This window comes from Nocardioides baculatus (assembly GCF_016735675.1).
GTDB lineage: Bacteria > Actinomycetota > Actinomycetes > Propionibacteriales > Nocardioidaceae > Nocardioides > Nocardioides baculatus.
The window spans coordinates 919,946-944,653 of sequence record NZ_JAERSG010000001.1; the positions used below are offsets into that span (position 1 = coordinate 919,946).

The 24,708-nt window shown below is 72.0% G+C and carries 21 protein-coding genes; 10 read left to right on the forward strand and 11 right to left on the reverse strand.

All coding sequences use genetic code 11. The features are described 5' to 3' along the window. Positions 1-41: 41 nt before the first annotated feature. From JI751_RS04490 to JI751_RS04500, 3 genes are read right to left on the reverse strand one after another with little or no spacing between them, the layout of a single operon-like run. Positions 42-1,514: a carboxyl transferase domain-containing protein gene (locus JI751_RS04490; protein WP_201933831.1), complete on the reverse strand. Its 1,473-nt coding sequence runs from the start codon at positions 1,512-1,514 to the stop codon at positions 42-44. Further along, positions 1,511-3,037 carry a M1 family metallopeptidase gene (locus tag JI751_RS04495; protein WP_201933832.1) on the reverse strand — a complete coding sequence of 509 codons (1,527 nt, stop codon included), beginning with the start codon at positions 3,035-3,037 and terminating at the stop codon, positions 1,511-1,513. Before JI751_RS04495 ends, JI751_RS04490 begins: the two co-directional genes overlap by 4 nt. Further along, a complete protein-coding gene (locus tag JI751_RS04500) occupies positions 3,034-3,612 on the reverse strand; it encodes an RNA polymerase sigma factor (protein ID WP_201933833.1) in 579 nt (192 codons plus the stop codon). The genes JI751_RS04495 and JI751_RS04500 overlap by 4 nt, the downstream gene beginning before the upstream one ends. Before the next feature lie 20 nt (positions 3,613-3,632). Here JI751_RS04500 and JI751_RS04505 point away from each other — a divergent pair, with 20 nt between their 5' ends. Further along, complete coding sequence (locus JI751_RS04505) at positions 3,633-5,090, forward strand: serine/threonine-protein kinase (RefSeq protein WP_201933834.1); 1,458 nt, start codon at positions 3,633-3,635, stop codon at positions 5,088-5,090. Between the two features lie 25 nt (positions 5,091-5,115). Here JI751_RS04505 and JI751_RS04510 read toward each other — a convergent pair whose 3' ends face one another. Together JI751_RS04510 and JI751_RS04515 are read right to left on the reverse strand one after the other, a co-directional pair. Further along, the gene (locus JI751_RS04510) at positions 5,116-5,775 is read right to left on the reverse strand and encodes a hypothetical protein (RefSeq protein ID WP_201933836.1); all 660 of its coding nucleotides are present in this window, start codon (positions 5,773-5,775) and stop codon (positions 5,116-5,118) included. 39 nt (positions 5,776-5,814) lie between these two features. Then, positions 5,815-6,474, reverse strand: coding sequence for a hypothetical protein (locus JI751_RS04515; RefSeq protein ID WP_201933837.1), 660 nt, complete (start codon positions 6,472-6,474; stop codon positions 5,815-5,817). Positions 6,475-6,567: 93 nt separating this feature from the next. On the opposite strand from JI751_RS04515, the gene JI751_RS04520 reads away from it, so the two are divergent. Next, the gene (locus JI751_RS04520) at positions 6,568-8,070 is read left to right on the forward strand and encodes an amidohydrolase (RefSeq protein WP_201933838.1); all 1,503 of its coding nucleotides are present in this window, start codon (positions 6,568-6,570) and stop codon (positions 8,068-8,070) included. Here JI751_RS04520 and JI751_RS04525 read toward each other — a convergent pair. After that, the gene (locus JI751_RS04525; protein WP_236665543.1) at positions 8,067-9,212 is read right to left on the reverse strand and encodes a PucR family transcriptional regulator; all 1,146 of its coding nucleotides are present in this window, start codon (positions 9,210-9,212) and stop codon (positions 8,067-8,069) included. The two genes, JI751_RS04520 and JI751_RS04525, sit on opposite strands and share 4 nt — an antisense overlap. 135 nt (positions 9,213-9,347) lie before the next feature. Here JI751_RS04525 and JI751_RS04530 point away from each other — a divergent pair, with 135 nt between their 5' ends. The 5 genes from JI751_RS04530 to JI751_RS04550 all read left to right on the forward strand — a co-directional run bounded on the left by JI751_RS04530 (position 9,348) and on the right by JI751_RS04550 (position 16,633). Next, positions 9,348-10,478 (forward strand): ferredoxin reductase, encoded by a 1,131-nt coding sequence (locus JI751_RS04530; protein ID WP_201933840.1) that lies wholly within the window; start codon positions 9,348-9,350, stop codon positions 10,476-10,478. 29 nt (positions 10,479-10,507) lie between these two features. After that, positions 10,508-11,740, forward strand: a complete 1,233-nt coding sequence (locus JI751_RS04535; protein WP_201933842.1) for a fatty acid desaturase family protein — start codon at positions 10,508-10,510, stop codon at positions 11,738-11,740. A gap of 110 nt (positions 11,741-11,850) precedes the next feature. Continuing rightward, positions 11,851-14,115 carry a carboxypeptidase regulatory-like domain-containing protein gene (locus JI751_RS04540; RefSeq protein ID WP_201933843.1) on the forward strand — a complete coding sequence of 755 codons (2,265 nt, stop codon included), beginning with the start codon at positions 11,851-11,853 and terminating at the stop codon, positions 14,113-14,115. Positions 14,116-14,825: 710 nt separating this feature from the next. Further along, the gene (locus tag JI751_RS04545) at positions 14,826-15,077 is read left to right on the forward strand and encodes a hypothetical protein (RefSeq protein ID WP_201933844.1); all 252 of its coding nucleotides are present in this window, start codon (positions 14,826-14,828) and stop codon (positions 15,075-15,077) included. A 65-nt stretch (positions 15,078-15,142) separates the two neighbouring features. Then, positions 15,143-16,633, forward strand: coding sequence for a PQQ-binding-like beta-propeller repeat protein (locus tag JI751_RS04550; protein ID WP_201933846.1), 1,491 nt, complete (start codon positions 15,143-15,145; stop codon positions 16,631-16,633). A gap of 163 nt (positions 16,634-16,796) precedes the next feature. Here the strand turns inward: JI751_RS04550 and JI751_RS04555 are convergent, their stop codons facing one another. Further along, a complete protein-coding gene (locus JI751_RS04555; RefSeq protein ID WP_201933852.1) occupies positions 16,797-17,636 on the reverse strand; it encodes a maleylpyruvate isomerase family mycothiol-dependent enzyme in 840 nt (279 codons plus the stop codon). A 175-nt stretch (positions 17,637-17,811) separates the two neighbouring features. On the opposite strand from JI751_RS04555, the gene JI751_RS04560 reads away from it, so the two are divergent. From JI751_RS04560 to JI751_RS04570, 3 genes are all read left to right on the forward strand, one after another. Beyond that, a complete protein-coding gene (locus JI751_RS04560) occupies positions 17,812-19,542 on the forward strand; it encodes a hypothetical protein (protein WP_201933855.1) in 1,731 nt (576 codons plus the stop codon). A 144-nt stretch (positions 19,543-19,686) separates the two neighbouring features. Next, complete coding sequence (locus JI751_RS04565) at positions 19,687-19,899, forward strand: DUF6458 family protein (RefSeq protein ID WP_201933857.1); 213 nt, start codon at positions 19,687-19,689, stop codon at positions 19,897-19,899. A 109-nt stretch (positions 19,900-20,008) separates the two neighbouring features. Beyond that, on the forward strand, positions 20,009-21,316 hold the full coding sequence (locus JI751_RS04570) for a FlgD immunoglobulin-like domain containing protein (protein ID WP_201933859.1): 1,308 nt from the start codon (positions 20,009-20,011) through the stop codon (positions 21,314-21,316). An 18-nt stretch (positions 21,317-21,334) separates the two neighbouring features. Here the strand turns inward: JI751_RS04570 and JI751_RS04575 are convergent, their stop codons facing one another. The 4 genes from JI751_RS04575 to JI751_RS04590 are packed head-to-tail and all read right to left on the reverse strand — an operon-like array spanning position 21,335 to position 24,646. Further along, positions 21,335-21,940, reverse strand: coding sequence for a response regulator transcription factor (locus JI751_RS04575; protein WP_201933862.1), 606 nt, complete (start codon positions 21,938-21,940; stop codon positions 21,335-21,337). Then, positions 21,937-23,043 (reverse strand): sensor histidine kinase, encoded by a 1,107-nt coding sequence (locus JI751_RS21710; RefSeq protein ID WP_201933865.1) that lies wholly within the window; start codon positions 23,041-23,043, stop codon positions 21,937-21,939. Before JI751_RS21710 ends, JI751_RS04575 begins: the two co-directional genes overlap by 4 nt. Further along, positions 22,980-23,774: an ABC transporter permease gene (locus tag JI751_RS04585; protein WP_236665544.1), complete on the reverse strand. Its 795-nt coding sequence runs from the start codon at positions 23,772-23,774 to the stop codon at positions 22,980-22,982. Before JI751_RS04585 ends, JI751_RS21710 begins: the two co-directional genes overlap by 64 nt. Then, complete coding sequence (locus JI751_RS04590; protein WP_201933867.1) at positions 23,771-24,646, reverse strand: ABC transporter ATP-binding protein; 876 nt, start codon at positions 24,644-24,646, stop codon at positions 23,771-23,773. The genes JI751_RS04585 and JI751_RS04590 overlap by 4 nt, the downstream gene beginning before the upstream one ends. Positions 24,647-24,708: the final 62 nt, after the last annotated feature.

The window sequence follows — 24,708 nt, forward strand, 5'->3', positions numbered from 1 at the left end:
TCAGCGATCCCCGGGCAGCCGGGGATCACCCACGAGCGCAGTCAGACGTAGCGACGAGCCCGCTTCTCCGGTGACCCCGGGCCGGCGGCGAGGAGCGCGCTGAGCTCGTGCTCGAGCACGGCGGCGACCCGGCGGCAGAAGTCCTCGGGCTCGTCGGCGGCGTCGGGCTTCTCGGCCACGATCCGGTCGACGATGCCGCGGCGGTAGAGGTCGAGCGCCCGGACCTGCTGGGCCCGTGCCATCTCCGCGGCGTGGTCGAGGTCGCGGTGCACGATGGCGGACGCGCCCTCGGGCGGGAGCGGCGACAGCCACGCGTGCTGCGCCGCGATCAGCCGGTCGGCCGGCAGGAGCGCGAGCGCGCCGCCGCCGTTGCCCTCGCCGAGCATCAGGCACAGCGTCGGGGCGTCGAGCGTCACCAGGTCGGCCAGGGAACGGGCGATCTCGCCGGCCAGGCCACCGTTCTCGGCGTCGGCCGACAGCGCGGCACCCTGGGTGTCGATCACCGTCACCAGTGGCAGCCCGAGCTCGGAGGCGAGCCGCATCCCGCGCCGCGCCTCGCGCAGCGCCTCGGGTCCCATCGGGTGGTCGGTCGTCTGCCCGCGGCGGTCCTGGCCGAGGAAGACGCACGGCGCCTCGCCGAACCGGGCGAGCGCGATCAGCAGGCCCGGGTCGCGCTCGCCCTGACCCGTCCCGTTGAGGGGTACGACGTCGCTGGCGCCGTAGCGCAGCAGCCGACGGACGCCCGGCCGGTCCGGCCGGCGCGAGCAGGTGACGCAGTCCCACGCGTCGACGTCGGGCACCGACTCCTGGCCCGGGTCGGCCACCGGCGCGACGCCCTCGCGCGCGGCCATCAGGATCGTCAGCGCCCGGTCGAGGATGTCGGCGATCTCGTCGGGCGGCAGGACGGCGTCGATGATGCCGTGGGCGTAGAGGTTCTCCGAGGTCTGGACGTCGTCGGGGAAGGCCTTGCCGTAGAGCGCCTCGTAGACCCGCGGGCCGAGGAAGCCGACGAGCGCGCCGGGCTCGGCGACCGTCACGTGGCCGAGCGAGCCCCACGACGCCATCACGCCGCCGGTGGTCGGGTTGCGCAGGTAGACGAGGTAGGGCAGTCCCGCGTTGCGGTGTGCCGCCACCGCAGCCGAGATCCGCACCATCTGGACGAAGGCCGGCGTGCCCTCCTGCATCCGGGTGCCACCGCTGATCGGGGCCGCGACGAGCGGGAGCCCCTCGCGCGTGGCGCGTTCGATGCCGGCGACGATCCGGTCGGCCGCTGCGCGACCGATGGACCCGGCGAGGAAGCCGAACTCGCCCACCAGCACGCCGATCCGCCGGCCGCGCAACCGTGCCTCGCCGGTCAGCACCGACTCGTCGACGCCGGACTTCTCGACCGCTGCAGCCAGCTCGGCGGCGTACTTCTCACCGATCCCGTCGCGCGACGGGGCGGTGTCCCACGACGTCCAGGAGTCGTCGTCCAGCACCAGGTCGATGAGGTCGTGCGCGGAGAGGCGGGTCACGTCTTCGGCACCCCGGGCTCCGGTGTGGTCCGGCCGGTGATCCAGCTGTCGAAGAAGGCCGACAGCTCGCGCCCGGTCTCGGTCTCCCAGTGCTCGAAGATCTGCTCGCGGGTGGCCGAGGTGTTGTCGTTGTCCTCCAGCCACGACCGGGCGATGCGGAAGAACTCGTCGTCGCCGAGCTCGACGCGCAGCTCGTTCCACATCAGCGCCGGCGCGTAGTAGATGTTGGAGCCGCCGAACTGCTGCGGGTCGTAGGCACCGGGCGGGCCGTAGTCGTCGCGCAGGCCCTGGTCGCCGGCGCGGGCCTGGCTGATGGTCTGGCGCAGCGGGGTCATGTCCTGCTCGTCCTCGTAGAGCCACTGCATCAGCATCGTCATGCCCTCGTTGAGCCACACGTCGCGCCAGTCGGCCGGCGACACCTGGTCGCCGTACCACTGGTGCACGAGCTCGTGCGCGACCACCTGCGGCGACAGGACGTAGTCGTTGTTGCCGAGCGTGACCATCGTCTGGGTCTCCATCGCGCTCTGCGAGTCGGTGACGACGAGGCCGAGGGAGTCGAACGGGTAGGGGCCGAGCTTGCCCTCGATCCAGTCGATCGACGCGGCTGCCGTCTGGAGGCCGTCGATGCCCTTCACCAGGCCGCGCGGCGTCCAGTAGTCGACGCGCAGGCCGCTCTCCGTGGTGTTGGCGCTGTGGGTGTAGTCGCCGATCGCCAGTGTGACGAGGTACGACGACGCCGGCTCGGTCAGCTGCCACGAGCTGGTCGTGGTCTCGCCGTCGTCGGTCATCTCGGTCAGGTGTCCGTTGGAGATCCCGGTCCACGGCATCGGCGCGTGGATCGTGACGTCGTAGAGCGCCTTGTCGGAGGGCTGGTCGTTGACGGGGTACCACGTGTAGGCACCGAACGGCTCCTGCATCGTCCACACCTCGCCGGTGTCGGTGACCGTGAAGCCGGTCGTCGAGAAGTCCCTGCGCGTCGTGGGTGCCTTCGCCGGCTTCGGCGTGCCGACGTAGTCGAGGCTGAGCTCGTAGCGCTGGTCGGCCTCGATCGGCGCTCGCACGACCAGGTCCTTGCCGCGCCGCGCGAACCCGACGGCCTCACCGTCGAGCTCGAGCCGGCCGACCGTGAGGCCGGGGCCGAGGTCGAGCTGGAAGCGCGGTGCGGTCCGGGCGGCCCGGAAGGCGACGACGGCGCTGGCCTCGAGCCGTCGCGCGCCCGGGTCCCAGTCGAGGTCGAGGTCGTAGAGCAGGGCGTCGATCCGCGGGTCGCCGACCGCGGGGTAGACGCTGTCCTCGACGGGCGTCGACTCCGCCGTGTCCAGGGCCTGCTCGACCGCGGGGACGATCACGGGTGCCGAGGTCGGGACGGTGGCGTCCTGCCCGGTGTCGGTCGTGGACGCGGACGTGGGCGACACCGACGGGGTGGCGAGCTCGCTCCCGCTGTCGGACTCCGACGAGCAGCCGGCCAGCAGCAACGCACCGAGCACCGGCAGGACCACCGGGAGCCGTCGGCGACGCGTCATCGCTCACCCCGCAGCAACGGTCGCGCAAGCTTGCGGCCGTGGTGGATCTGCGCCTTCACGGTGCCGAGCGGTGCGTCGACCAGCGCCGCGATCTCGTCGTAGGGCAGGCCGTAGACGTCGCGCAGCAGCAACGGCTCGACGTACTGCGGGTGGTCGCGCTCGATGCTCTCCATCGCCTCGAGCAGGTCGAGGCGGGTGCCGGCGATGACGCTCGTCGTGCGCGGGTCGGGTCGGTCGTGCGCGCCGTCCTCGAAGTCGGTCGGCGTGGCGAGGTTCTTCAGCCGGCGGTACGTCGTCCGCGCGCTGTTGACGGCCACGACGTGCAGCCACGTCGTGAAGCGTCCACGGCCTCCCCACGTCTGGATCTTGGTGGCGACGTTGAGCATCGCCTCCTGGCACGCGTCCTCGGCGTCACCGGAGTAGGGGAGGACGCCGCGGCAGATGTTGAGCACCCGCGGGCGCACGGCGCCCAGCAGCGACTCGAGGGCGTCGCGGTCGCCGTCGCGCGCGTCGCGCGCGAGGTCGTCGATGTCGTCCGGCGTCAGTGCGGCCCCGTGGTCCCCCGATTCAGTCACCCCTGCACGATAATGCCCGGGTGTCCGCTCCCTCTCGTCTCGGTCGGTATCCGGTGCGCCGTCGCATCGGGTCGGGGGCCTTCGCGACCGTCTGGCTCGCCTACGACGAGCACCTCGACTCGCCGGTGGCGATCAAGGTGCTCGCCGACAACTGGACCGGCGACCTCCACATCCGCCAGCGCTTCGTCGAGGAGGGCCGCTTCCTCCGCAAGGTGGAGTCGCCCCACGTCGTGACGGTCTACGACGCCGGCGAGCTCCCCGACGAGCGCCCGTTCCTCGTGATGGCGTACGCCGACCAGGGCACGCTGGCCGACCGCCTCGAGCTCGGCGGCCTCGAGCCCTCCCAGGCCCTGACCGTGCTCACCCAGGTGGGCCGCGGCCTCACAGCGCTGCACGACCGCGGCGTCCTGCACCGCGACGTGAAGCCCGCCAACGTGCTCTTCCGCACGGTCGAGAGTGCCCGCGGCGCGCAGGTCGTCGCGATGGTGGGCGACCTCGGCCTCGGCAAGGCGATGGACATGTCGTCGCGGCTCACGATGGTGGGCGGCACGCCCACCTACGTCGCTCCGGAGCAGGCGCAGGGGGAGGGTCTGGACGGTCGCGCCGACCAGTTCTCGCTGGCCGCGCTGGGCTACTACCTGCTGGCCGGCCGCCAGCCCTTCGACCACACCACGCTGACCGCCGCCGAGGACCCGGCGCCGCCTCCGCCGATGGGCATCGGCAACCCCGAGGCCGAGGCCGTCGTGCTCAAGGCCCTGTCCAAGGACCGCGACGACCGGTTCGACGACGTCGAGGCCTTCACCTCTGCGCTCGTCGAGGCGCTGGGCGGGCAGGTGGAGGAGGCGCCGCTGGCCTGGGTGCCGACGGCCCCCGAGCCCACCCAGGCCGCGGCCCGTCCGGCCGACACCGACAAGCTGCGCGACGCCGCCGTGCCCGTCGCCGGTCGACGGCGACGACTGCCGTGGCTCGTCGCCGGCATCGTCGCGCTGGCCGGCGGCTTCGGGATCGGGTGGGTCGGCGAGCAGTCCGCGACGTCCGAGCGCACGATCGAGGACGCGACCGGGACGATCGAGGTCACCGTGCCCGAGTCCTGGACCACCCAGGTCGACCCCGAGCAGTGGACGCCGCCGCTCGAGGGCCAGACCGAGCAGCCCGGTCTCGCGATCGGCTCGCGGCCCGGCTGGAACACCGCCGCCGACCCGGCACCCGGGGTGTTCGTCGGAGTGCTCGTGAGCGAGAAGCTCCCCGCCCGCGTCCCGCAACACCCTGCGTGCGAGGAGGTCGGCCAACCGATCGAGGACCTGCAGGACGGTGACGAGTCCAAGACGGTGTTCTCCAGGGGCTGCCCGGGCGCCGACGTGATCATCGAGCGGGTGGTGCAGGCGACCACCAACCGTGTGCTGTGGATCCAGGTGGCGGCCAACGACCGGTCGACCGCCACGAAGGTGCTGGCGTCCGTGACGACGTACGGCCTGTAGGGAGACACACCCCAGGCCCCAGGCCCTAGGCCGCGCCGTCCGCCGGTTCCTTCGCCCGGCCCAGCTGCACCGACTCGGCCACCCGGCCGATCAGCTCGGACATCCCCGGCACGTCGGCGGCACGGCCGGTGACTGCGATCTCGACCTGCGCGTTGTCCGAGCCGGTGAGGTCGAGCCACGTGAGGAACCCGTGGCGCAGGTGGTTGCTGGTGACGTAGGTGTAGTGGAGGCGGCCGCCGCTCTGGCTCTTGATCGACACCGACTGCTCGTCCTCGACGAGCTCGTCGATGCGACGGTCCAACGTCCACGCGATCGAGCGGCGGTTGCTGATCACCTGCTCGACGCGCATGTAGTAGCCGAAGGTCGTGAAGTCGGGTGGGCGCCACTGCCACTCCGTGAGGGAGTTGGTGGTGAACCGCCACCCGTCCGGCACCTCCAGCGAGAGGCCGAAGTCGCCGGTGCCGACCCGCTGCTCGACGAGCCGGATGCCCGGCGCCAGCGCGGGGAAGTCGGGATCGGCGAACAGCTCGGGCGTCGGGTCCACCGGCAGGCTGGGCTCGGCCGCGATCGGCGTGGCCGCACCGGAGCCCGTCGGCGCCTCGCCGAGGGCCCACGACGCGCCGAACCCGGCGCCGGCACCGAGCGCCAGCAGCAGCACCAGCACCACCGGCCCCCGCCACGTCACGGCGGTCAATCTAGGCCACGCCGGCCCGGTCCGCCGGGCTCACCGGGTGTCGACGACCCCACCGGTCGCGCCACGCATGCCCTCCGACACCCGGCGGATCAGGTCGCTGGTGCCCGGGACGTCGGCCTCCCGCCCGTGCACGACGATCTCGACGTCGGCCTGGCCGCTCTGGTCGAGGTCCAGCCACCGCATGAAGCTGTGCCGCGCGTTGCCCTCGTTGCTGCGGTAGGTGTACTCCAGCGAGTCGGCGCCGCGGTCGAGGATGTCGACGTCCTCCTGCTCGCGCTCGAGCCGCTCGATCCGGACGTCGATGGCGTCCTCGATGGTGATGTCCTGGCTGTTGATCTGCTCGATCCGCATGACGTAGGTGTTGTTGGACGTGCCGGGCTGCTTCCACTTCCACTCGTTGGTGGCGTTGGCGTTGGTCGACCAGCCGACCGGGGCGGGGAAGCTGATCTCGAACTTCCCCGAGCCGCGGGTCTCGGTGCGCATCTGCAGGCCGGGCTGGAGGGGCGGGTCGTCCGGGTCCTTGGCCGGCGGCAGCTCGGCCTCGACGGGGTACTGCGGGTTCGCGGCCGGCAGGGGCGCAGCGGTCCCGTCGCCGATCGAGGAGTCGCGGGTCGCGCCGGACGCGGCGTACCCGCTCCCGGTGCCGATCGCCAGGAGCGCGACCACCACCACAGGCCCCCGCCAGTCCATGCGCCAACTCTAGGCGACGGGCGGCTGGTCCGGACCACGCCAGGCGCAGGGGCCGTCAGCAGCGCCGCTCGTCGCCCGTCCTACGGTGGGCGCATGCTGATCCGCGACGCGCGCCTGGTGGCCCTCACGGCTGCGGTCGACGGCCCCGCCGACGCGGGGCCCGTCGACGTACGCATCGAGGACGGCGTCGTCACCGAGGTCGGTCCCGCGCTGCCCCCGCGCGCCGACGAGCCGTCGTACGACGCCGGCGGGCGCTGGTTGATGCCGGGCCTCTGGGACCAGCACGTGCACCTGGGCCAGTGGACGCTCGCGTCGGCGCGCCTCGACCTGGCCTCCGCCCGGTCGAGCGCCGAGGCCGTCGCCGCGGTCCGCGAGCGGCTGGCGGAGTGGCCCGACCTCCCGGTGATCGGGTGGGGCCACCGGCCGACTGCGTGGCCGGACAACCCCGCCGTGTCCGACCTCGACGCGATCGGCACCGACCAGCCGATCGTGCTGATCGCCGGCGACGGGCACCACGGCTGGCTCAACACGACTGCGCTGCACATGCTGGCGCTCTCGACCCGCGACAGTGTCGTGAGCGAGGGGGAGTGGTTCCAGGCCTACGGACGGCTCGCGGGCGTGATGGGCTCGGACGGCACCGGACCCGACGCCTACCGCCGCTCGATGGAGGCCGCCGCCGCGCAGGGGGTCGTCGGGCTGGTCGACCTCGAGTTCAGCGGCGGGGTCGCCGACTGGGTGGAGCGGTGGTCCGCGGGCGCAGACCTGCTCCGGATCCGGCACGCCTGCTACGCCGACGGCCTCGACGACGTCCTCGCGCGCGGGCTCCGGTCCGGTGATCCCCTCGGCGACGACCCGCGCCTCACGATGGGTCCGCTCAAGATCATCAGCGACGGATCGCTCAACACCCGGACGGCCTGGTGCTGCGAGCCCTACGCCGAGAAGGCGGTGCCGGGGTTCGAGGAGGGCCAGCCCAACCAGACGCCCGCCGAGCTGCGCGCGCTGCTCGCCCGGGCGGCCGAGGGCGGGCTCGACGTGGCCGTCCACGCGATCGGCGACCGTGCGGTCACCGAGGCGCTCGACGCCTTCGCCGACACCGGTGCCCGCGGCGGCATCGAGCACGTCCAGCTCACCACCCGGGACGACGTACGCCGCCTCGCCGAGCTGGGCGTCCGCGCCAGCGTGCAGCCCGCCCACCTCCTCGACGACCGCGACGTCACCGAGCGGCTCTGGCCCGGGCGCGCCGAGCGCTGCTTCCCGCTGCGCTGGATGCTCGACGCCGGCGTCGACGTGGTGCTCGGCTCCGACGCCCCGGTCTCCCCGCTCGACCCGTGGCTGGCGGTCGCGGCCGCCGTCCACCGCTCGGGTGACGAGCGCGAGCCCTGGCACCCCGAGCAGTCGATCACCGCCCGCGAGGCGCTGGCGGCCTCCACCGACGGCTGGGGAACGGTCGCGGCCGGCCAACCCGCCGACCTCGTCCTCCTCGACGCCGACCCCCTCGACGGGACCGGCGACCGCGCGCACGCGGAGGCGCTGACGGCCTTCGCCGACCACGTCGTGGTGACCTGGGTCGCCGGCGAGACGGCGTACTCCCGCTAGGCCAGGGCCAGGGTCGCGTCGAGGACGAAGGCGGGGTCCTCGAGCCGGTCGCCGTAGACCTCCCGGAGCTGCTGCACGCGGTAGCGGACGGTCTGCGCGTGGACGAAGAGCTCCTCGGCGACCGCCTCGCGGCGGCCGTGGTGCAGCAGCCAGCTGCGGAGCGTGTCGGTGAGCTTCTCGGCGGTCGAGGGGCGCAGGTCCGCGAGCGGGGCGAGCACCCGGGCGCGCAGGTCGGCGCGGGCGTCGGCGTCGGCGCCGAGGACGAGGGCGGCGAGGTGGTCGTCGGTGTCGACGAGCCCCGACAGCCCGAGGGCGGCGCAGCGGACCGCCCGGCGGTGGGACGCACCCACCTCGAGCCACGGGGTCGACGGCCCGACGACGGCGTCGGTGCCGCGGAGCGCGCGCAGCAGCGCCGGACGGGCCGTGGCGGATCCGGTGCCGGGCACCAGCAGCGAGGCGTGTCCCTCGGGCAGGCCGGGTACGTCGTCGGGCTGGAGGGTCGCGGCGTCGAGCGCGGTCAGCGCATGGGAGACCTGCGACTCCTGGAGCACGACGGCGGTCAGCGCGCCCGGCGGCTCCCACCCGGCGCGCTCGGCGGCGGCGTTGACGGCGTCGGCGGGGGCACCGGTGAGCAGGGCCCGGGCGAGCCGCTCGAGGTTGCGCTGCCGGATCCGGCCACTGCTCTCGAGCTCGTCGGTGTGCCCGGCCACGGACGCGGCGGACAGCTCGTCGATGTAGGCGAAGACGAGCTCGGCGAAGCGGGCGAGCTGGCCCGCGTCCACCCCCGCCTCGACCGCCACGTCGGCCATGTGGTGCCACGACGACCGGGCGCCGATGCGGTAGGCGGCGAGGAGCGCCTCGACCGTACGTCCCTGGCGGGCCTCGCCGCGGCCGAGCTGGTAGGCGCCCTCGATCGCCGGCGCCTTCGGCGCCTCGGCGTCCAGCCGGGTCGCGAGGGTGAGGAAGCCGCCGAGCGCGAGCTGCACCGCGTTGCGGATCACCTCACCCATCCGCCCGCTCCACGCGCCGGCATAGCTGGGCACCTCCTCGACGATCGAGAGGACGGCGCTGTCGGCGATGCCCGCCAGGTGCTGGCGCAGGGCGCCGGCCACGGCGGGGTCCAGGCCCACCACGGTCTGCATTTGTGTGGTGGGACGCACAGGTCGAGTGGCCATCGGGACTCCGGAGGTCAAGATTGTTCGCAACGAACAAGAGTCTAGCCCGGATTCACGTGGGGTGCGCAGGTAAGCCGGCCTCGATCGGGGCACTGTGTACCTATGACCACGACTCTCGAACCGCCCACGGGCAGCGCCCGCCGGAGCCGGCGACTGAGTGACCAGCTGGTGCGCGTCGCCGAGGCCGCCACCACGCCCTACCTCCCGTCCGACTTCATGGACCTCTTCGCCCCGCTCCGCTCGGGCGCCGAGCTCCGCGGCCGCATCGAGTCCGTGCACCCCGAGACCGCCGACGCCGCGACCATCGTGATCCGTCCCGGAGCCGACTGGGCGGGTCACGTGCCCGGCCAGTACCTCCGGATCGGCATCGACGTCGACGGCGTACGCCAGTGGCGCGCGTACTCGCTCACCCACGGCCCGCGCCGCGACGGCCGCATCTCCATCACGGTGAAGGCCGTGCCCGACGGGCTGGTGAGCAACCACCTCGTCCACGAGGCGCGCCCCGGCACCCTGGTCCACCTCGAGCAGGCGGCCGGCGAGTTCGTCCTCCCGCCCGCCGGGGGCAAGTTCCTCATGGTCACCGCCGGGTCCGGGATCACGCCGGTCATCGGGATGCTGCGCAACCTCTACCCGAGCACCGACGACGGCGTCCTGCGCCTGCCGCGCAGCGAGGTCCACGACATCGTCGTGGTCCACGTCGCGCCGAGCCACCCCGACTCGATCTTCATCCGCGACCTCGAGGCGCTCGACGCCGCCGGCGCGATCCGCCTCGTCGCGCGGTACGACGACGAGCACGGCGTCCTCGACGTCGACCACCTGGCCGACCTCGTGCCCGACCTCGCCCAGCGCACGACGCTCGCCTGCGGGCCGGCCGGCCTGCTGGACGCGCTTGCCGTCCACCACGAGGCCGCAGGCATCACGCTGACCACCGAGCAGTTCCGCACCGCGCGGGTCGAGCCCGGCGACGGCGGCACGGTGAGCTTCACCTCGGGCACCAGCCTCGACCTCGACGGCGCCACGCCGATCCTCGACGCGGCCGAGGAGGCAGGCATGTTGATGCCCAGCGGCTGCCGGATGGGCATCTGCATGGGCTGCGTCATCCCGCTGCGCGAGGGCAGCGTGCGTGACCTCCGCAACGGCGCCATCACCACCGCAGTTCCGGGCGAGACGGGCGACATCAAGGTGCAGACCTGCATCAACGCCGCCGCCGGCCCCTGCCACATCGACCACTGACCCAGACTCCCCACCCCCAGGAGATCGACATGACCACGATCCAGAAGAAGGCCGTCCTCGGCCAGTCCAACCCGATCGCCCACCTCACCGAGGCCGACATCGAGCAGCTCGGCGTCGAGCTCGACGCGATCCGCCAGGACGTCCTCGACTCCCGGGGTGCCGCGGACTCGGCCTACATCCGCCGCGTCATCGACACCCAGCGCAAGCTCGAGCTCGGCTCGCGCGCGGTGCTCCTCTTCAGCGCGTTCCCGCCGGCGTGGGTGCTCGGCACCCTCGGCCTGAGCGTCTCCAAGATCCTCGACAACATGGAGATCGGCCACAACATCCTCCACGGCCAGTGGGACTGGATGCGCGACCCCAAGATCCACTCCAGCACCTGGGAGTGGGACATGGCTTCGCCCGCCGAGCAGTGGAAGCACAGCCACAACGAGCTCCACCACACCTACACCAACGTCATCGGCAAGGACAACGACCTCGGCTACGGCATCATGCGCGTCGACGAGGACCAGCCGTGGACGCCGGCGTCGCTGGCCCAGCCGGTCTTCTGCTTCATCAACGCCGTCTTCTTCGAGTACGGCATCGCCGCCTACGACCTCGAGCTCGGCTCGGTCATCGCGAAGAAGCAGACCAAGGACCCCGACTTCCGCCGCCGCGCCAAGCAGGTGCTCGGCAAGATCCGCAAGCAGGCCACGAAGGACTACGTCGTCCACCCTGCCCTGTCGATCCCGACGGGCTCGTTCCTGCCGACCCTCGCGGCCAACTTCACCGCCAACATCGTGCGCAACCTCTGGTCGAACTCGGTGATCCTCTGCGGTCACTTCCCCGAGGGCGTCGAGACCTTCGAGAAGCGCTCGATCGAGGGCGAGACCAAGGGCGAGTGGTACGTCCGCCAGATGCTCGGCAGCGCCAACATCTCCGGGTCCAAGGCCTTGCACATCATGACCGGCAACCTCTCGCACCAGATCGAGCACCACCTGTTCCCGGACCTGCCGTCCAACCGCTACGCGGAGATCGCACCCAAGGTCCAGGCGCTCTTCGAGAAGTACGACCTCACCTACTGCGCGCGTCCGATGCCCCAGCAGGTCGCGTCGGCCTGGCACAAGGTGATCCGCCTGTCGCTGCCGAACGGGTGGATGAAGACCACGAACGCGAAGAACGCGCCCCAGCAACTTGCCATCCTCTACAAGATGGCGACCGGTGACCGGCGTACCCGTCGCCTGCTCGGACGCAAGCTGGAGAGCGAAGCACGGGCCGCTGCCTGACGCCCAACCTTCCTTGGGGTGGGTACTTCCGAGTTCCCGCCCCTCAGGGGGCCGGCGCTCGTAAGGTGCTCCCTGACGCAGCCGTGGGGGCTGCCAACTCGGAGGTCCTCTTGCGCGCCCTCGCACGCCTGCAGCACGTCATCGTCCGCTTCGCCCTCGTCGTGCTCGTCCTCTGCGCGCCGGCCCTGGTGGCGATTCCTGCGACCGCCGCGACCACGGGCGGCATCTCGGGAACGGTCACGAGCTCCGGCACGGGACTGCCGGGAATCTCTGTCTCCTACTACGCGCTGGGTCAGTGGGGGTGGCAGTCCGCTGGGTGGACCCAGACGGACGCGCAGGGCGACTACGCGTTCGGCGAGCTTCCCGCGGGCCGCTACCGGGTGTGCTTCGACGACACGGCCGGCACCTATCTGGACGAGTGCTGGAACGACAAGGCGACGGTCTACCAGGCCGAGGACATCCCGGTCGTCGTCGGTGCTGCCAGCGATGCGGATGCGGTCCTGGTCAAGGGAAGCCGCATCGCGGGATCGGTGACCAGCGCGAACGCCGTCGGGATCGGCAGCATCCAGGTGAACGTGCAGCAATGGGCGCCGAGCCAGTCCTCCTGGAGCGGGGTCGCGTCAGCGCAGACCAGTAGCGACGGAACCTACGAAGTCAGCGGACTGCGCACCGGTACGTACCGGGTGTGCTTCTACGACTCGTACGGCAACACGTACGTCAACGAGTGCTGGAACGACGCGCCCACGGTCCAGCAGGCCCTCGACATCCCGGTGGGTGAAGGGGAGCGCGTGGGCGACATCAACGCCGTGCTGGCCACGGAGGCGCGTATCTCCGGCACGGTCAAGGACTCCGACGGCGTCGCCATCCCCAACCTGAGCGTGAGCATCCGCCAGAAGAGCCCGGGAGACACCTACTGGGGCTACGTCCGCTCGGGCCAGACCGACTCGAGCGGCACGTACGAGATCGGCGGGTTGCGAGCAGGCACGTACCGGGTGTGTTTCGAGTCGTACGGCAGCAACTTCCTCGGCGAGTGCTGGAACGACAAGCCCACCGCGGACCTGGCCCAGGACGTCGTCGTCACTGCCGGGGAGCGGGTGACCGGCAAGGACGCCGTGCTCGCACGAGCCGGACACATCACCGGTCGGCTCACCGATCTCGCGGGCACGGGACTCTCGGGCATCTCCGTGTCCGTCCAGGAGAAGACGGCCGATTCCATGATGCCGTGGCGGTACGTCTCGTCCGCGACGTCCGACGGCTCGGGCAACTACGACGTGGGCAACCTCCCGGCCGGCACCTATCGCGTCTGCTTCCAGACGTGGAGCCACCTCGCGGAGTGCTGGAACGACCAGCCGACCATTGCCACCGCGACCGACATCTCGGTGGCAGAGGGCGCCGTCGTCGCCGGCAGGAACGCGACCCTGATCAAGGAAGCCCGCCTCCTGGGCACGGTGAAGGACATCAGCGGGTCGCCGCTCACTGGCGTCTACGTCACGGCGTACGCGCGGAACACGGCCGGGGAGTGGACGTACTCGGGGTCCACCAGCACAGGTCCGAACGGCAGCTACCAGATCGGCGGGCTACGTCCCGGCACCTACCGCATGTGCTTCAACTACTTCTCGAGCAGCAGCAGCACCAGCACGTGCTGGCAGACCGCGGACGTCGTGAACCACGCGGATGACATCACCGTGGCTCCGGAAGCCGCCGTGACCGTCGACATGTCGATGTTCACCCAGCGCTACGAGAACGTCACGGCTCCACAGGTGACGGGCACGCCGCAGGTCGGCGCCACCCTCAGCGTGTCCCCGGGCACGTGGTCACCGAGTGGCGCGACCTTCGAGTACGTCTGGCAGGCCGACGGCGAGCCCATCTCGGGCGAGACGGGGAGCACCTTCGTCCCGCGGGCCGAGCACGTCGGCGCGACGATCGGCGTGCTGGTGACCGCTCGGGGCGCGACTGCCGCACCGAGCTATGCGTGGTACGCCGAAGCGGAGGGCGATGTCGTCTCAACGACTCCGAGCCCGACCCCGACCCCGACGGTCACGCAGACCACAACCCCGACCCCGACGCCGACCACGGCTCCGACTCCCGTTCCCGATGTGGCATCGCAGCTCACCCGGGTGGCGGCGGGTCTCGACCTCACCGGAAAGCCCAAGGTGGGCAGGACGATCCGGGTGACGCGACTCGTCACCCAGCTGCGCGGAACGATCGCCTACACGTTCCAGTGGTACGCAGGCAGCGCGAAGATCAAGAAGGCGACTCGTTCGAGCCTCAAGCTGACGGAATCCATGCGAGGCAAGAAGCTCAAGGTCAAGGTCGCGCTGAGGAGCGGAGGGGTTGCCAAGGTGGTCACGATCAAGGTGGGGAAGGTGTCGTGACGAGCCGTGATTGTGAGCGTCGCCTGACGGTTTCCACGTTATTTGCCACTTGTTGCCACTGAATCCGCTGGTCTGGACCTGCGTACCGTTTGCGGATCAGCAGTAGTTGTACGGATGTATCAGGAGCACACTGGGAGCATCCTTCCTTACCAAGGGATATCGATCGTGGGGATCGAGACACGGATGAACCAGTCAACACATCAGGGAGGCACCCGATGATCAGGGTCGGTGCAGTGGGGCAGAAGGAGCGGCCGGCGACGGCTGCGACGCACGACGTCCGCGCGGAGACGGCGCAGCCCGTCGTCCCGCGGCCACGGGGGGCCGTGGACATCAGCTCGGCGGTTCGACCGCCGGCTGCCTGACCTGGTCGCGGCGTCCACTTTGGGGAGTGGGCGCCGCGGCACGGTCGTCACGAACCGGCTCCCGCACGCGCGTTCGGATCTTCACGGATCCGGGCGCAGGTGCGGGAGCCGGTTCTGTGTCGTTCACTGGGGCGTCCGGGGGCCGTCCGGGGGCGTCCGGGGGCGTCCGGGGGCGCCGATCCACGGCCCTCGGTGGCCGTCGTACCGGGTTCGGGCCAGCGGTCTGGACCGTGTTCCGAAGACTTCCCGAAGGGTTCGTCTAGTCGCCTCCGGCGCGCGCGAGCGCTCCTAGCCTTGGGGTGTGGTAGCGGTCCGTGGGGGGCCGCTCCGGGATCAGAGGAGTCCGCGATGCGGAGCAAGAAGAACGACGACGACCTGAGCTGGGACGTCGCGGGACGGATCAAGGCACTGGAGCAGTTCAGCGGCCCGTTGGTGGTGCGTCCGCGCGCCGAGGCCGACGCGATCCCGATCCACGAGCCGGCCCCCGTGCGGGTCCCCGTGCCGAGCCGTTCGCGCATCTTCGTGCGCGGGGCCGAGGGCTTCGGCGCCTACGCCGACCTGACCGTCACCGGCCAGGGCCCGCGTCCGACGACCGACTGAGCCGCTCGCGCGAGCACCGGCCACGCCTCCCCGTGGAGGGGCGTCGGGTGACCTAGGGTCTCCCGGTGGTCTGGCTGGTCGGTGCGTTGCTGCTGCTCTGGCTGGCCTGGGGCCCGATCGTCCTCGTCGTCGCGGCCGCGCTGCTGGGCATCCCGCGTGTCCGCTGGTGGGTGCAGGACCTCGCGCAGCCCGACCGCCGCTCGGTGGGCATCGTCGTCGCGACCGTCGGTGGCCTGCTCGCGGCGATCCTTGCGATCCCGGACGGCGTGCTGCCGATCCCGCCCGCCCCGGGCGCGTGGGCCGTGCCGTCCTACGTCGGTCGGCCGGCCCTGCCACAACCGATCGCGACCGAGGTCCCGCAGAACCCGCACCGTGCCGCAGGAGCACCCGCGGGCCGACCCGGCCCGCTGGGGGTGCAGCCGGAGGTCGAGACGGCCTGGCTGGGGACGCAGCGGTGCGGCGAGATCGCCCCGACGTCGAGCGGGGTGCTCGTCGCCCGGTGCACCGACGGCTCGGCGGAGGTCCTGCGGCTCGTCGACCCGGAGACGCTGCAGATCACCGCCACCCACGAGCTCGGTGAGGTCGACGACGACACCGCCTGCGCCGCCGACGCGTTCTACGTCGACGACCGCGACCGCGCGGTCGTGGCCACCGGGCGCACGGTGTCGACGCACCGCACCGGCGGGGCCGCTGCGCTCGACCCGGACGCCACGTGGGACCTCAAGCCGTGGATCCCCTTCGGGGACTGCGTGGTCGGCATCGCACCTGACTGGACGGGCCTGGTCTGGTGGGTCTCGCGGGCCGGCCTCGTCGGCACGATCGAGCCCGACTCCGGCCGGGTGGCCGTCACCGACCTGGCCGAGCCCGTCCGGCACGGCCTCGCGGTCGACGAGGGCGGGGCCTACGTCGTCACCGACGACGCGCTCCGCAGGCTGACGGCCGGCCCGGACGGCACGCCCCAGGTCGGCTGGCGCACGGAGTACGCCGGCGCCAGCGGCTCGGCGCCGGTGCTCCTCGACGGCGGCGCCGTCGCGATCACCGACGAGCTGGACGGACGGCTCGGAGTGGCCTTCCTGGTGCGCGACAGCGGTGCGGCGCTCTGCCGCCAGTCGGTCTTCGAGAAGGGTGACGGGGCCACCGACAGCACGCTCGCCTCACTCGGCCGGGGCGTCGTGATCGCCAACAACCACGGCTACTCCTCACCGCGCAGCACCCTGCTCGGCTTCACCACCGACCCCGGCATCTCCCGCGTCGACCTCGTCGACGGCGGGTGCGTGGTGCAGTGGACCAGCGACGCGGTGTCCCCGAGCTCGGGGGCGACGGCCAGCTGGCCCAACGGGCTGGTCTACGCCTGGACCAAGCGGCCGTCCCTCACCGGCGTCAGCGCCTGGTACCTCACCGCCCTCGACGCCGGGTCCGGCCGCTCGATGTGGAGCGTGCGCACCGGCACCGGGCTGATGGCCGGCAGCGACGGATCGCGGATCGCCCTCGGCGCCGACGGCTCCGCCTGGCTCGGCACCCTCGCCGGCCTGGTGCGGGTCCGCGACCGCCAGTGACCTCCACCGCTGGTCGAGGAGGTCGCGCAGCGACCGTCACGAAACCCCTCAGCGGCGAGCTCGAGGGCGGTGTGGAAGCCCAGCCCGCCCTGGGTCGGGCCGGTGACGACGGCCGTCCGACCAGTCTGGTCGCCGATGTCGTCGGTCGTCCAGGCGGTCTCGCTCACGGCGTCACCCCGAGCGCCGCGACGACGCGCGCGCCGAGCTCCGCGTCCCCCGACATGCGTACGACGCCGGGCTCGGCGGCCCGGCGCCCGCCGGCCAGCACGATCCAGGTCCCACGGTCCATGCCGAGCGTGACGGCCGGCGGTCCGTCGTCGTGGGTGGCGGTGCGGCCGCGGCCGTCCTCGCCGACGACGGCGGACACGGGATCGTGGCCGTCCACCTCGAGGCGTACGACGTCGCCGGCCGGGGTCTGCGCCCGCTTGCCGACGATGAAGGGCAGGCTCTCCATCAGGTAGGCGGCGCTGTGCAGCGCGGGCGCCGAGTCGAGGTTGCCCGGCATGTCGAGCGCCCGGCGCACGTCCTGCTCGTGCATCCACACGTCGAGCGGCCGGTTGCGCAGGAGCAGCCCGGTGCTCCAGCCGATCGCCCCGAAGAGTCCGGGCGCCGGGACGGACGGGTCGATCGGCGGGTCGGCGAGGAGCTGGGTGTGGCGAGCGGTGGTCGACTCGCGGATCTCGGTGATGAGCGCGTCCGGCGACTCGTCACGGCGCACCACGACACCCTGCTCGGTGAAGTGGCCCATCGTGCCGATCGCGTGGGGCGCGTCGCCGATGTCGACCTCCTCGTGGCGTCGTCCGGCGAGCAGCGACTCGAGGTGCGCGGTGTGCGCGGCGACGGCGTGGACGTCCCATCCGGGCAGGTCGGTCGGCGTGGCCCACTGGTCCTCGCCGACGTGCTCGAGGATGCGGGTGAACGAGTCGACCGCCTCCCACCACACGGAGACCAGGGCGGACAGGCGTTCGGCGTCGGCCACGGAGTCGGTTTGGTCCTCGGACATGCTCGGAAGCGTAGGGGGTGGTGACATCGAGTCCACCCCTACGGGCTGAGCCGATCGGTCAGTTTGTTCCGGTCCATGCGGGCGTTCCGCCACGCTCGCGACGGATCGCGCCTAGCGTCCACGACAAGGACCGGGCCGACTCGCGGCGTCGCTCCTCCGTACTTGGGGGTACATCATGCATGCACGTCTGCGTCGGCCTGCCGCCGCACTTCTCACCTCGTCACTGGCCGTCGCGGCGTTGGGCTTCGTGCCCGCCGCGCACGCCGAGGGCGCCATGGCCACCGTCACCGGCAAGGTGACCGGGAGCGGCGCCGGGCTCGAGGGCGTCCAGGTCAGCCTCTACGCCTACGACGTCGAGGACGACTACTGGCGCTGGGCCGACTACGACTTCACGGACGGGTCCGGTGACTACTCCATCGCCGTGCCCGAGGGTCAGTACCGCATCAGCTTCGCCGACCACTCGGGTGCGTTCGCCGACGAGGCGTACGACAACGCCCGTTACGTCCACTCGGCCGACGCGGATGCCGTCTCGGCGACCTCCGCCACGCCCGCCGTGGCCAACGCCGACCTGGCCGTCGCCGCCCACATCACGGGCAAGGTGACGGGGCCGGGCGACACCGGAGATCTGGGGGGCATCCGGGTGGTCGCCTACGAGGAGATCGTCGAGGACGGTGGGAGCTACTACGACTCCGTCACCTCCGAGACCACCGAGGCGGACGGGTCCTACGACCTCTCCGGCCTGGCGGCCGGCGACTACCGCATCCGGTTCATGGACGACGCCGACGGGGAGCGCACCTACGCCACCGAGTACTACCAGAACGCACGCACGCTGGAGGGAAGCGCCGCGACGGACGTGACCGTGGCGAGCGCGGGACTGGTGCAGAACATCAACGCCCAGCTCGAGCTCGACTCCGAGATCACCGGCACGATCACCGCCAGCGGCGTCGGCGGGACCGCTCCGGTCACCGACGGCGAGGTCGACGTGCTCACCAAGGTCGGCAACCGGTGGGAGTACGTCGCCTACGCGTCGGCGGACGAGTTCGGCCAGTACCGGGTCGACGGCCTTCCCTCGGGCACCTACCGCGTCCAGCTCGCCGGGTCGGTCGACGGCGACTACACCCGCGAGTTCTGGAAGAACGTCCGGCTGCTCGGCAACGCCACCGACGTGGTCGTCGGCAACGACGTGACGGTGCCCGGCATCAACGCCGAGCTGGTGGTGGGTGAGCACAACTCCGAGACCGGTGCGCAGTTCGTCAGCACCGCGCCGCCGACGATCTCCGGCGCCACGGTCGTGGGTCAGACGCTGACCGCCACGACCGGCACCTGGAACACGAGCGACTCCAGCGGGGTCCAGCCGACCGACTTCGAGTACGCCTGGTTCCGCGGCGACGAGTACGTCGGCGGCGCCGACGGTCCGACCTACGTCCTGACGGCTGCGGACATCGGCCTGCCGATCACCGTCCGCGTCTACGCCGAGTACGAGCGCTCCGGCTACGACTACGGCGAAGGTGTCTCGGCAGCCACGGCCCCGGTGACGGCGACCGCTCCGGTCACTCCTCCGGTCGTCACCCCGCCGGTGGTGACCCCGCCGGTCGTCACGCCCCCGGCCCCCGCGGTCGACGTCCCGGCCGGCCTCGCAGCGGTCCTCGAGGGCGTGGGCACCTCGGGCAAGCCCAGGGTCGGCAAGACGATCAAGGTGACGGGCCTCGACAAGCTGTTCCGTGCGAGCACCGCCGTGTCGTACAAGTTCCAGTGGTTCGCCGGCAAGAAGGCGATCAAGAAGGCGACGAAGTCCAAGCTCAAGATCACCCGGGCGATGAAGGGTAAGAAGCTCTCGGTCAAGGTGACCGCGAAGGCAGGCTCGACGTCGAAGTCGGTGAAGCTCAAGGTCGGCAAGGTGAAGTGACCTGATCGACCGATCGCCGAACGGCGCGACCCACCCCTGCCGGGGACCGGGTTGCGCCGTTCGCACGTCCGACAGCCCTACGCTGCTGGGACAGGCCGGTCCCGAGCCGGCTGCCTCGACACCTCACGGAAAGTTGGAGTCGTCATGGGAATCGGCATCGGCATCCTGCTGCTCGTCATCGGTCTGATCCTCCTGTTCGCCATCAAGGAGTTTCCCGCCTCCGTCCAGGACGTCGTCGACCCGACGACCGTCGGCTGGATCCTCGTCATCGCGGGTGTCCTGGCCCTCGTGCTCGGCCTCGTCATGAACAACCAGCGCTCGAAGACCACCCACGTGGAGGAGCGCCGCGAGATGTGACGCGGCGTCACGCGCAGGTTCGGGGCGCCCGAGGGGCAACCTCGGGCGCTCCGGGTGCGTCTACCCTTGCGCCCGGCACGTCGGTGCCGAATGTCTGCCAGGAGCGCTCGTGATCCCTCGTCTCGCCCGCGTCGTCGCCCTGCTGGCGCTCGCCGCGCCCGCGCTGGCCGTGCTGCCCGCCGCCGATGCGTCCACTCCGGGGCGCTATGCGATCAGCGGCCCCAGCCGCTTCTCACCGAACGGCGACGGGATCCAGGACGCCGTGACGTTCCGCTACCGGCTTCCCGAGCGCACGCATGTCCGCCTGACGATCGGCCCGGCACGCAACCGGACGGTCCAGCGTCGGGTCGACCTCGGGTGGCAGCCGGCGGGCACGCACACCTGGACCTGGAACGGTCGCAACCAGTCGGGCAAGGTCGTCATCGACCGGGCCTACGTCATCCGGCTCTTCGACACCGACCCCGGCGAGGGGTTCTTCTCCTACCGTGCCATCGACAAGGTGCAGGTCGACACGCACTTCGACCCGACCCTGACCGCCCCGACCTACGGGGCGAGCCCCGGGGTCCCCGCGCGCGTGTACCCGCGCAGCACCGTCGTCGAGGACGCCCTCCCGATCACCGCGAACGTGTGGGACAACAAGGTCGAGGTCTTCGAGCTCGTCATCCGCAGCTCCACTGGTCGCGTCGTCCGGCGCGCCGACCTCGACGAGCGACGGACGGGTCCCAACGGCCCCTCGTTCGGCACGGGCCGCACCGTGGGGTGGGCAGCCATCCGCGGGGGCAAGCCACTGCCCAAGGGCCGCTACACCGCGGTCGCGTCCGGCCGCGACCTCGCCGGCAACACGGGACGGTCCGAGCCGCTGAGGATCTGGGTGTCCGACGACGAGCTCGAGTGGCAGGAGCGCACCGAGACCGTGACCCCGGTCGAGACGTCGTACAGCGAGCCGTGCCTGGGCAGCGGGTGCGGCGACTACCTGCCGTGCGGATCGGTCGCGCCGAGCTCCCTCTTCGCAGAGGGCCTCAGCTATCGCTCGGTCGACTGCACCGGCGAGTTCAGGTACCCACTCGCCACGCGGTCGCACCGACTGCTCGTGCCCGGAGCCACCGGCGTACGCGGGGTGGCCGAGGCCAGGGTGGGGTTCACCGGGGCACCGACCACGGCCGGCGAGGGTGACGTCGGCGAGCTCGCCCTGGGTGCCACCGGCGCGCAGTCCGTCTCGGTGGTGTCGTCGACCGGCGCGGAGACACCGTGGGTGACGAACCCGAGCGGAGGCGCCGGGAGGACGTACTACGACGAGGACGACAACGAGGTGGTGGTCCCGGCCGGGGTGGGCTGGAGCTTCACGACGCGGGGCTCCGACTCGGTCGACGTCGACCGGTTCACGGTGTCCTACCGTTTCCTCGCGCCGGCGGCCTGACTCGCTCATCGCGACGGCTCAGAGCCAGCCGCGGTCCTGCGCGATCCGGGCCGCCTCGCTGCGCGTGGTCGCGCCGGTCTTGCCGATCGCCGCCGACAGGTGGTTGCGCACCGTGCCCTCCGAGAGGTGCACCCTCGCCGCGATCGTGGCGACCGGTGAGCCGTCGAGGGCGTACGTCAGCAGCTCCCGCTCACGACCGGTCAGCGGGCTCGGGCCGTCGATCAACGACTCCGCGGCGAGGTCCGGGTCGATCACCCGAAGTCCGCTGTGCACCCGGCGCACGGCGTCCGCGAGCTGGCGCGCGGGCGTGTCCTTCACGACGAAGCCCGAGGCACCTGCCTCGATCGCGCGGCGGACGTAGCCCGGACGGCCGAAGGTCGTCACGATCAGCGAGCGCACGCCCGGCAGCTCGCGGCGCAGCTCCGCGGCCGCGTCGATGCCGGTGAGGCCGGGCATCTCGATGTCGAGCAGGCACACCTCGGCCCCGGAGGCGCGCGCGGCCTCGACCACCTCGTCCCCGCGACCGACCTGGGCGACCACCTCGAGGTCGGACTCGAGGTCGAGCAGCGCAGCCAGCGCGCCGCGTACGAGCGCCTGGTCGTCGGCGAGCAGCAGCCGGATCACGGGAGCGCCACCCGGACCCGGGTGCCCGGAGTGCCGGGGGAGACGTCGAGCGTGCCGCCGGCGCCACTGACCCGCTCGCGCATCCCGCGCAGGCCGTTGCCCTCGGCGCCGCTGCAGCCCGCGCCGTCGTCGGTGACGGTGATGCCGTCGGGGCCGAGCTCGATCACGACGGACCGCGCCCGCGCGTGGCGTACGACGTTGGTGACCGACTCGCGCAGCACCCAGGCCATCAGCGCCCGGTGGCGCGGGTCGGTGTCGGCGACGTCGCCCACGACGCTCGTCGAGATGCCCGCGTCGGCGAGCACGCGAGGGGCGGCGGCCAGCTCGGCCTCGAGGTTGCCGGCGCGCAGGCCGCCCACCGTGGCACGGACCTCGGCGAGCGCCTGGCGCGCGGTGGCCTGGATGGACTCGAGCTCCTCCTTCGCCCGCTCGGGGTCGAGGTCGACCAGTCGGGCCGCGAGCTCGGCCTTCACCGACAGCGCGGTCAGCGAGTGGCCGAGCACGTCGTGCACGTCGCGGGCCACGCGCTCGCGCTCGGAGACCAGCGCGTGCTCGCCGCGAGCCGCGATGGCGAGCTGCTCGCGCTCGCCGAAGATCCGGAGCATCACCGCCCCGAGGATGATCGGCCAGAGCATGAGGAAGAAGTAGGTCGGGAATCCGTCGATGTCGAGGAGCGAGAACACCGGGGCCACGAACCACACGCCCACCGCCCACTTCCAGGCCGGGCTCGGCAGCTCGAGGGCCGACAGGATCGCGAGGTACGGCGTGAACGAGATGACGTCGATCCCGATGACCGGCACGGTGGCGAGGGCGAGCACGACGCAGACGGCGAGGCAGACCCAGGTGCTCCGGTGGTGTGAGTAACCCAGCACGTTCGCGACCGCGAAGCCGGCGATGCACAGGAAGGCACCCGCCTTGGCCGCAGCGGGCAGCGACGAGTCGGTGACGGCGACGATGGGGAAGACGAGGAAGACCAGCCAGATCGCCGCGAACGCCCAGCCCCACTTCTCCCACGGGTTCGGCGGGAGCTGCGCGTCGCTCACGTGCGCGCCCGACTGCGGCGTACGCCCCACATCGCCAGCAGCGAGAAGATCACCGTCCACGCGGCCACGTTAGCGATCGGCAGCCACAGCGGGTCGTGCCCGCCGATCGGGAGCCACCCGTCGGTGAGCGGGTAGCGGGCGAGCGCGGCGTAGCCGTAGAGCGGGGTGAACCGGCCGATGTCGAGCATGACCCCGCTCATCGGCGTGAAGAGACCGCCCAGGAACGCCATGATCACGATGAAGCCCGACGCGATGCCCGCGGCGTTGGCGCCACGGAAGACCAGGCTGACCGCCAGGCCGTAGAGGGCGAAGAGCGCCGACCCGAGCCACACGATCGCGGCCCCCAGCACCCAGTCGCTCCACGCGCCGCGGGCGCCGGTGACGGCGCCGATGGCGAAGATGAGGGTGACTGGCATGGCCGCCGCGACCATCGCGAGGGCCGCCTTGGCCGCCACGAAGGCGAGCGGTCGCATCGGGGTGAGCCCGAGCTGGCGTCCCCAGCCCATCATCTGCTCGGTCGCGGCGCTGCCGGCGATGCCCGTCGTCGCGGTCACCGCGCCGTAGCACGCCATCGAGATCATGATGTACATCGCGACGTTGCCGCTCCCGACGGCGTCGTCGGAGCCGAGTCCGAAGACGAGGTACATGAACGTCGGCAGTCCGACGATGAAGAACATCGCCATCCGGTCGCGCAGCTGGCGACGCAGGTCGAGCCGGGCGTAGGCCACCATCGCGGGTCGCGGTGCCGTACGGGTGCGGGTGGTGGTCGCGGTGAGGGCCGTGCTGGTCATCGTGCAGCTCCGATCAGGTCGTCGTCGTTCTCCTGGGTCAGCGCGAGGAACGCCGCCTCCAGGCTGGCGGCCGACACCTCCAGGTCGCTGATGCCGAGCGGTGCCAGGGCGTCACGCACCCGGGCGAGCCAGGCGGCGTCGATGCCGTCGGCCCCGACCACCTCGGCGGGCGGGCGGAAGGTGAGCGTCCGACCGCCGTACGCCGCCCGTACGTCGCTGGTCGCCGCGTCGTGGACGATGCGGCCGCGGTTCATCAGGACGGTCCGCTCGGCGAACTCGTCGGCCTCGGCGAGGTAGTGGGTGGCGAAGACGATCGTGCGGCCCAGCGCGGCGTCGGCGCGCATCGTCTGCCAGAACTCCTGGCGGGCGCCGACGTCCATGCCGGTCGTCGGCTCGTCGAGGATCACCAGGTCGGGGTCGGGCACGAGGGCGAGCGCGAACTTCAACCGCTGCTGCTCCCCGCCGGAGCAGGCCTCGACGCGGCGATTCGCCAGACCCGTCAGGCCGGTCCGCTCGAGCACCAGGCCGACCCGGTCGGGACGTCCGTGGAGCGCGGCGATCGCCCTCACGGTCTCGGCGACGGTGAAGTCGTTGAGCAGCCCGCCGGTCTGCATCACCGCGGACACCCTGCCGGCGCGTACGGCCTCGGCGGGGGAGGTGCCGTAGACCTCGATGGTGCCGGCGTCGGGTGCGGTCAGGCCGAGCAGCATGTCGACGGTCGTCGTCTTGCCCGCGCCGTTGGGCCCGAGGAAGGCCACGATCTCGCCGGGCTCGATCGTCAGGTCGACGTCGTCGACGGCCACGACCGTCGTCCCGTCGGTGGCACGGAACGACTTCCGCAGGCCGCTGGCGTGGATGGCTGGTGTGGTCATGGCCCCAGCCTGTCGGCGTACGCCCTCAGGTCTCCCGTGCGGTTGTCACGACCTCACCGTGA

Excerpts from the sequence above, each read along its gene's own strand:
- JI751_RS04495 (WP_201933832.1), bottom strand. The coding sequence starts at position 3,037 with ATGACGCGTCGCCGACGGCTCCCGGTGGTCCTGCCGGTGCTCGGTGCG.
- JI751_RS04515 (WP_201933837.1), bottom strand. The coding sequence starts at position 6,474 with ATGGACTGGCGGGGGCCTGTGGTGGTGGTCGCGCTCCTGGCGATCGGC.
- JI751_RS04520 (WP_201933838.1), top strand. The coding sequence starts at position 6,568 with ATGCTGATCCGCGACGCGCGCCTGGTGGCCCTCACGGCTGCGGTCGAC.
- JI751_RS04525 (WP_236665543.1), bottom strand. The coding sequence starts at position 9,212 with ATGCAGACCGTGGTGGGCCTGGACCCCGCCGTGGCCGGCGCCCTGCGC.
- JI751_RS04530 (WP_201933840.1), top strand. The coding sequence starts at position 9,348 with ATGACCACGACTCTCGAACCGCCCACGGGCAGCGCCCGCCGGAGCCGG.
- JI751_RS04535 (WP_201933842.1), top strand. The coding sequence starts at position 10,508 with ATGACCACGATCCAGAAGAAGGCCGTCCTCGGCCAGTCCAACCCGATC.
- JI751_RS04545 (WP_201933844.1), top strand. The coding sequence starts at position 14,826 with ATGCGGAGCAAGAAGAACGACGACGACCTGAGCTGGGACGTCGCGGGA.
- JI751_RS04555 (WP_201933852.1), bottom strand. The coding sequence starts at position 17,636 with ATGTCCGAGGACCAAACCGACTCCGTGGCCGACGCCGAACGCCTGTCC.
- JI751_RS04560 (WP_201933855.1), top strand. The coding sequence starts at position 17,812 with ATGCATGCACGTCTGCGTCGGCCTGCCGCCGCACTTCTCACCTCGTCA.
- JI751_RS04565 (WP_201933857.1), top strand. The coding sequence starts at position 19,687 with ATGGGAATCGGCATCGGCATCCTGCTGCTCGTCATCGGTCTGATCCTC.
- JI751_RS04585 (WP_236665544.1), bottom strand. The coding sequence starts at position 23,774 with ATGACCAGCACGGCCCTCACCGCGACCACCACCCGCACCCGTACGGCA.
- JI751_RS04590 (WP_201933867.1), bottom strand. The coding sequence starts at position 24,646 with ATGACCACACCAGCCATCCACGCCAGCGGCCTGCGGAAGTCGTTCCGT.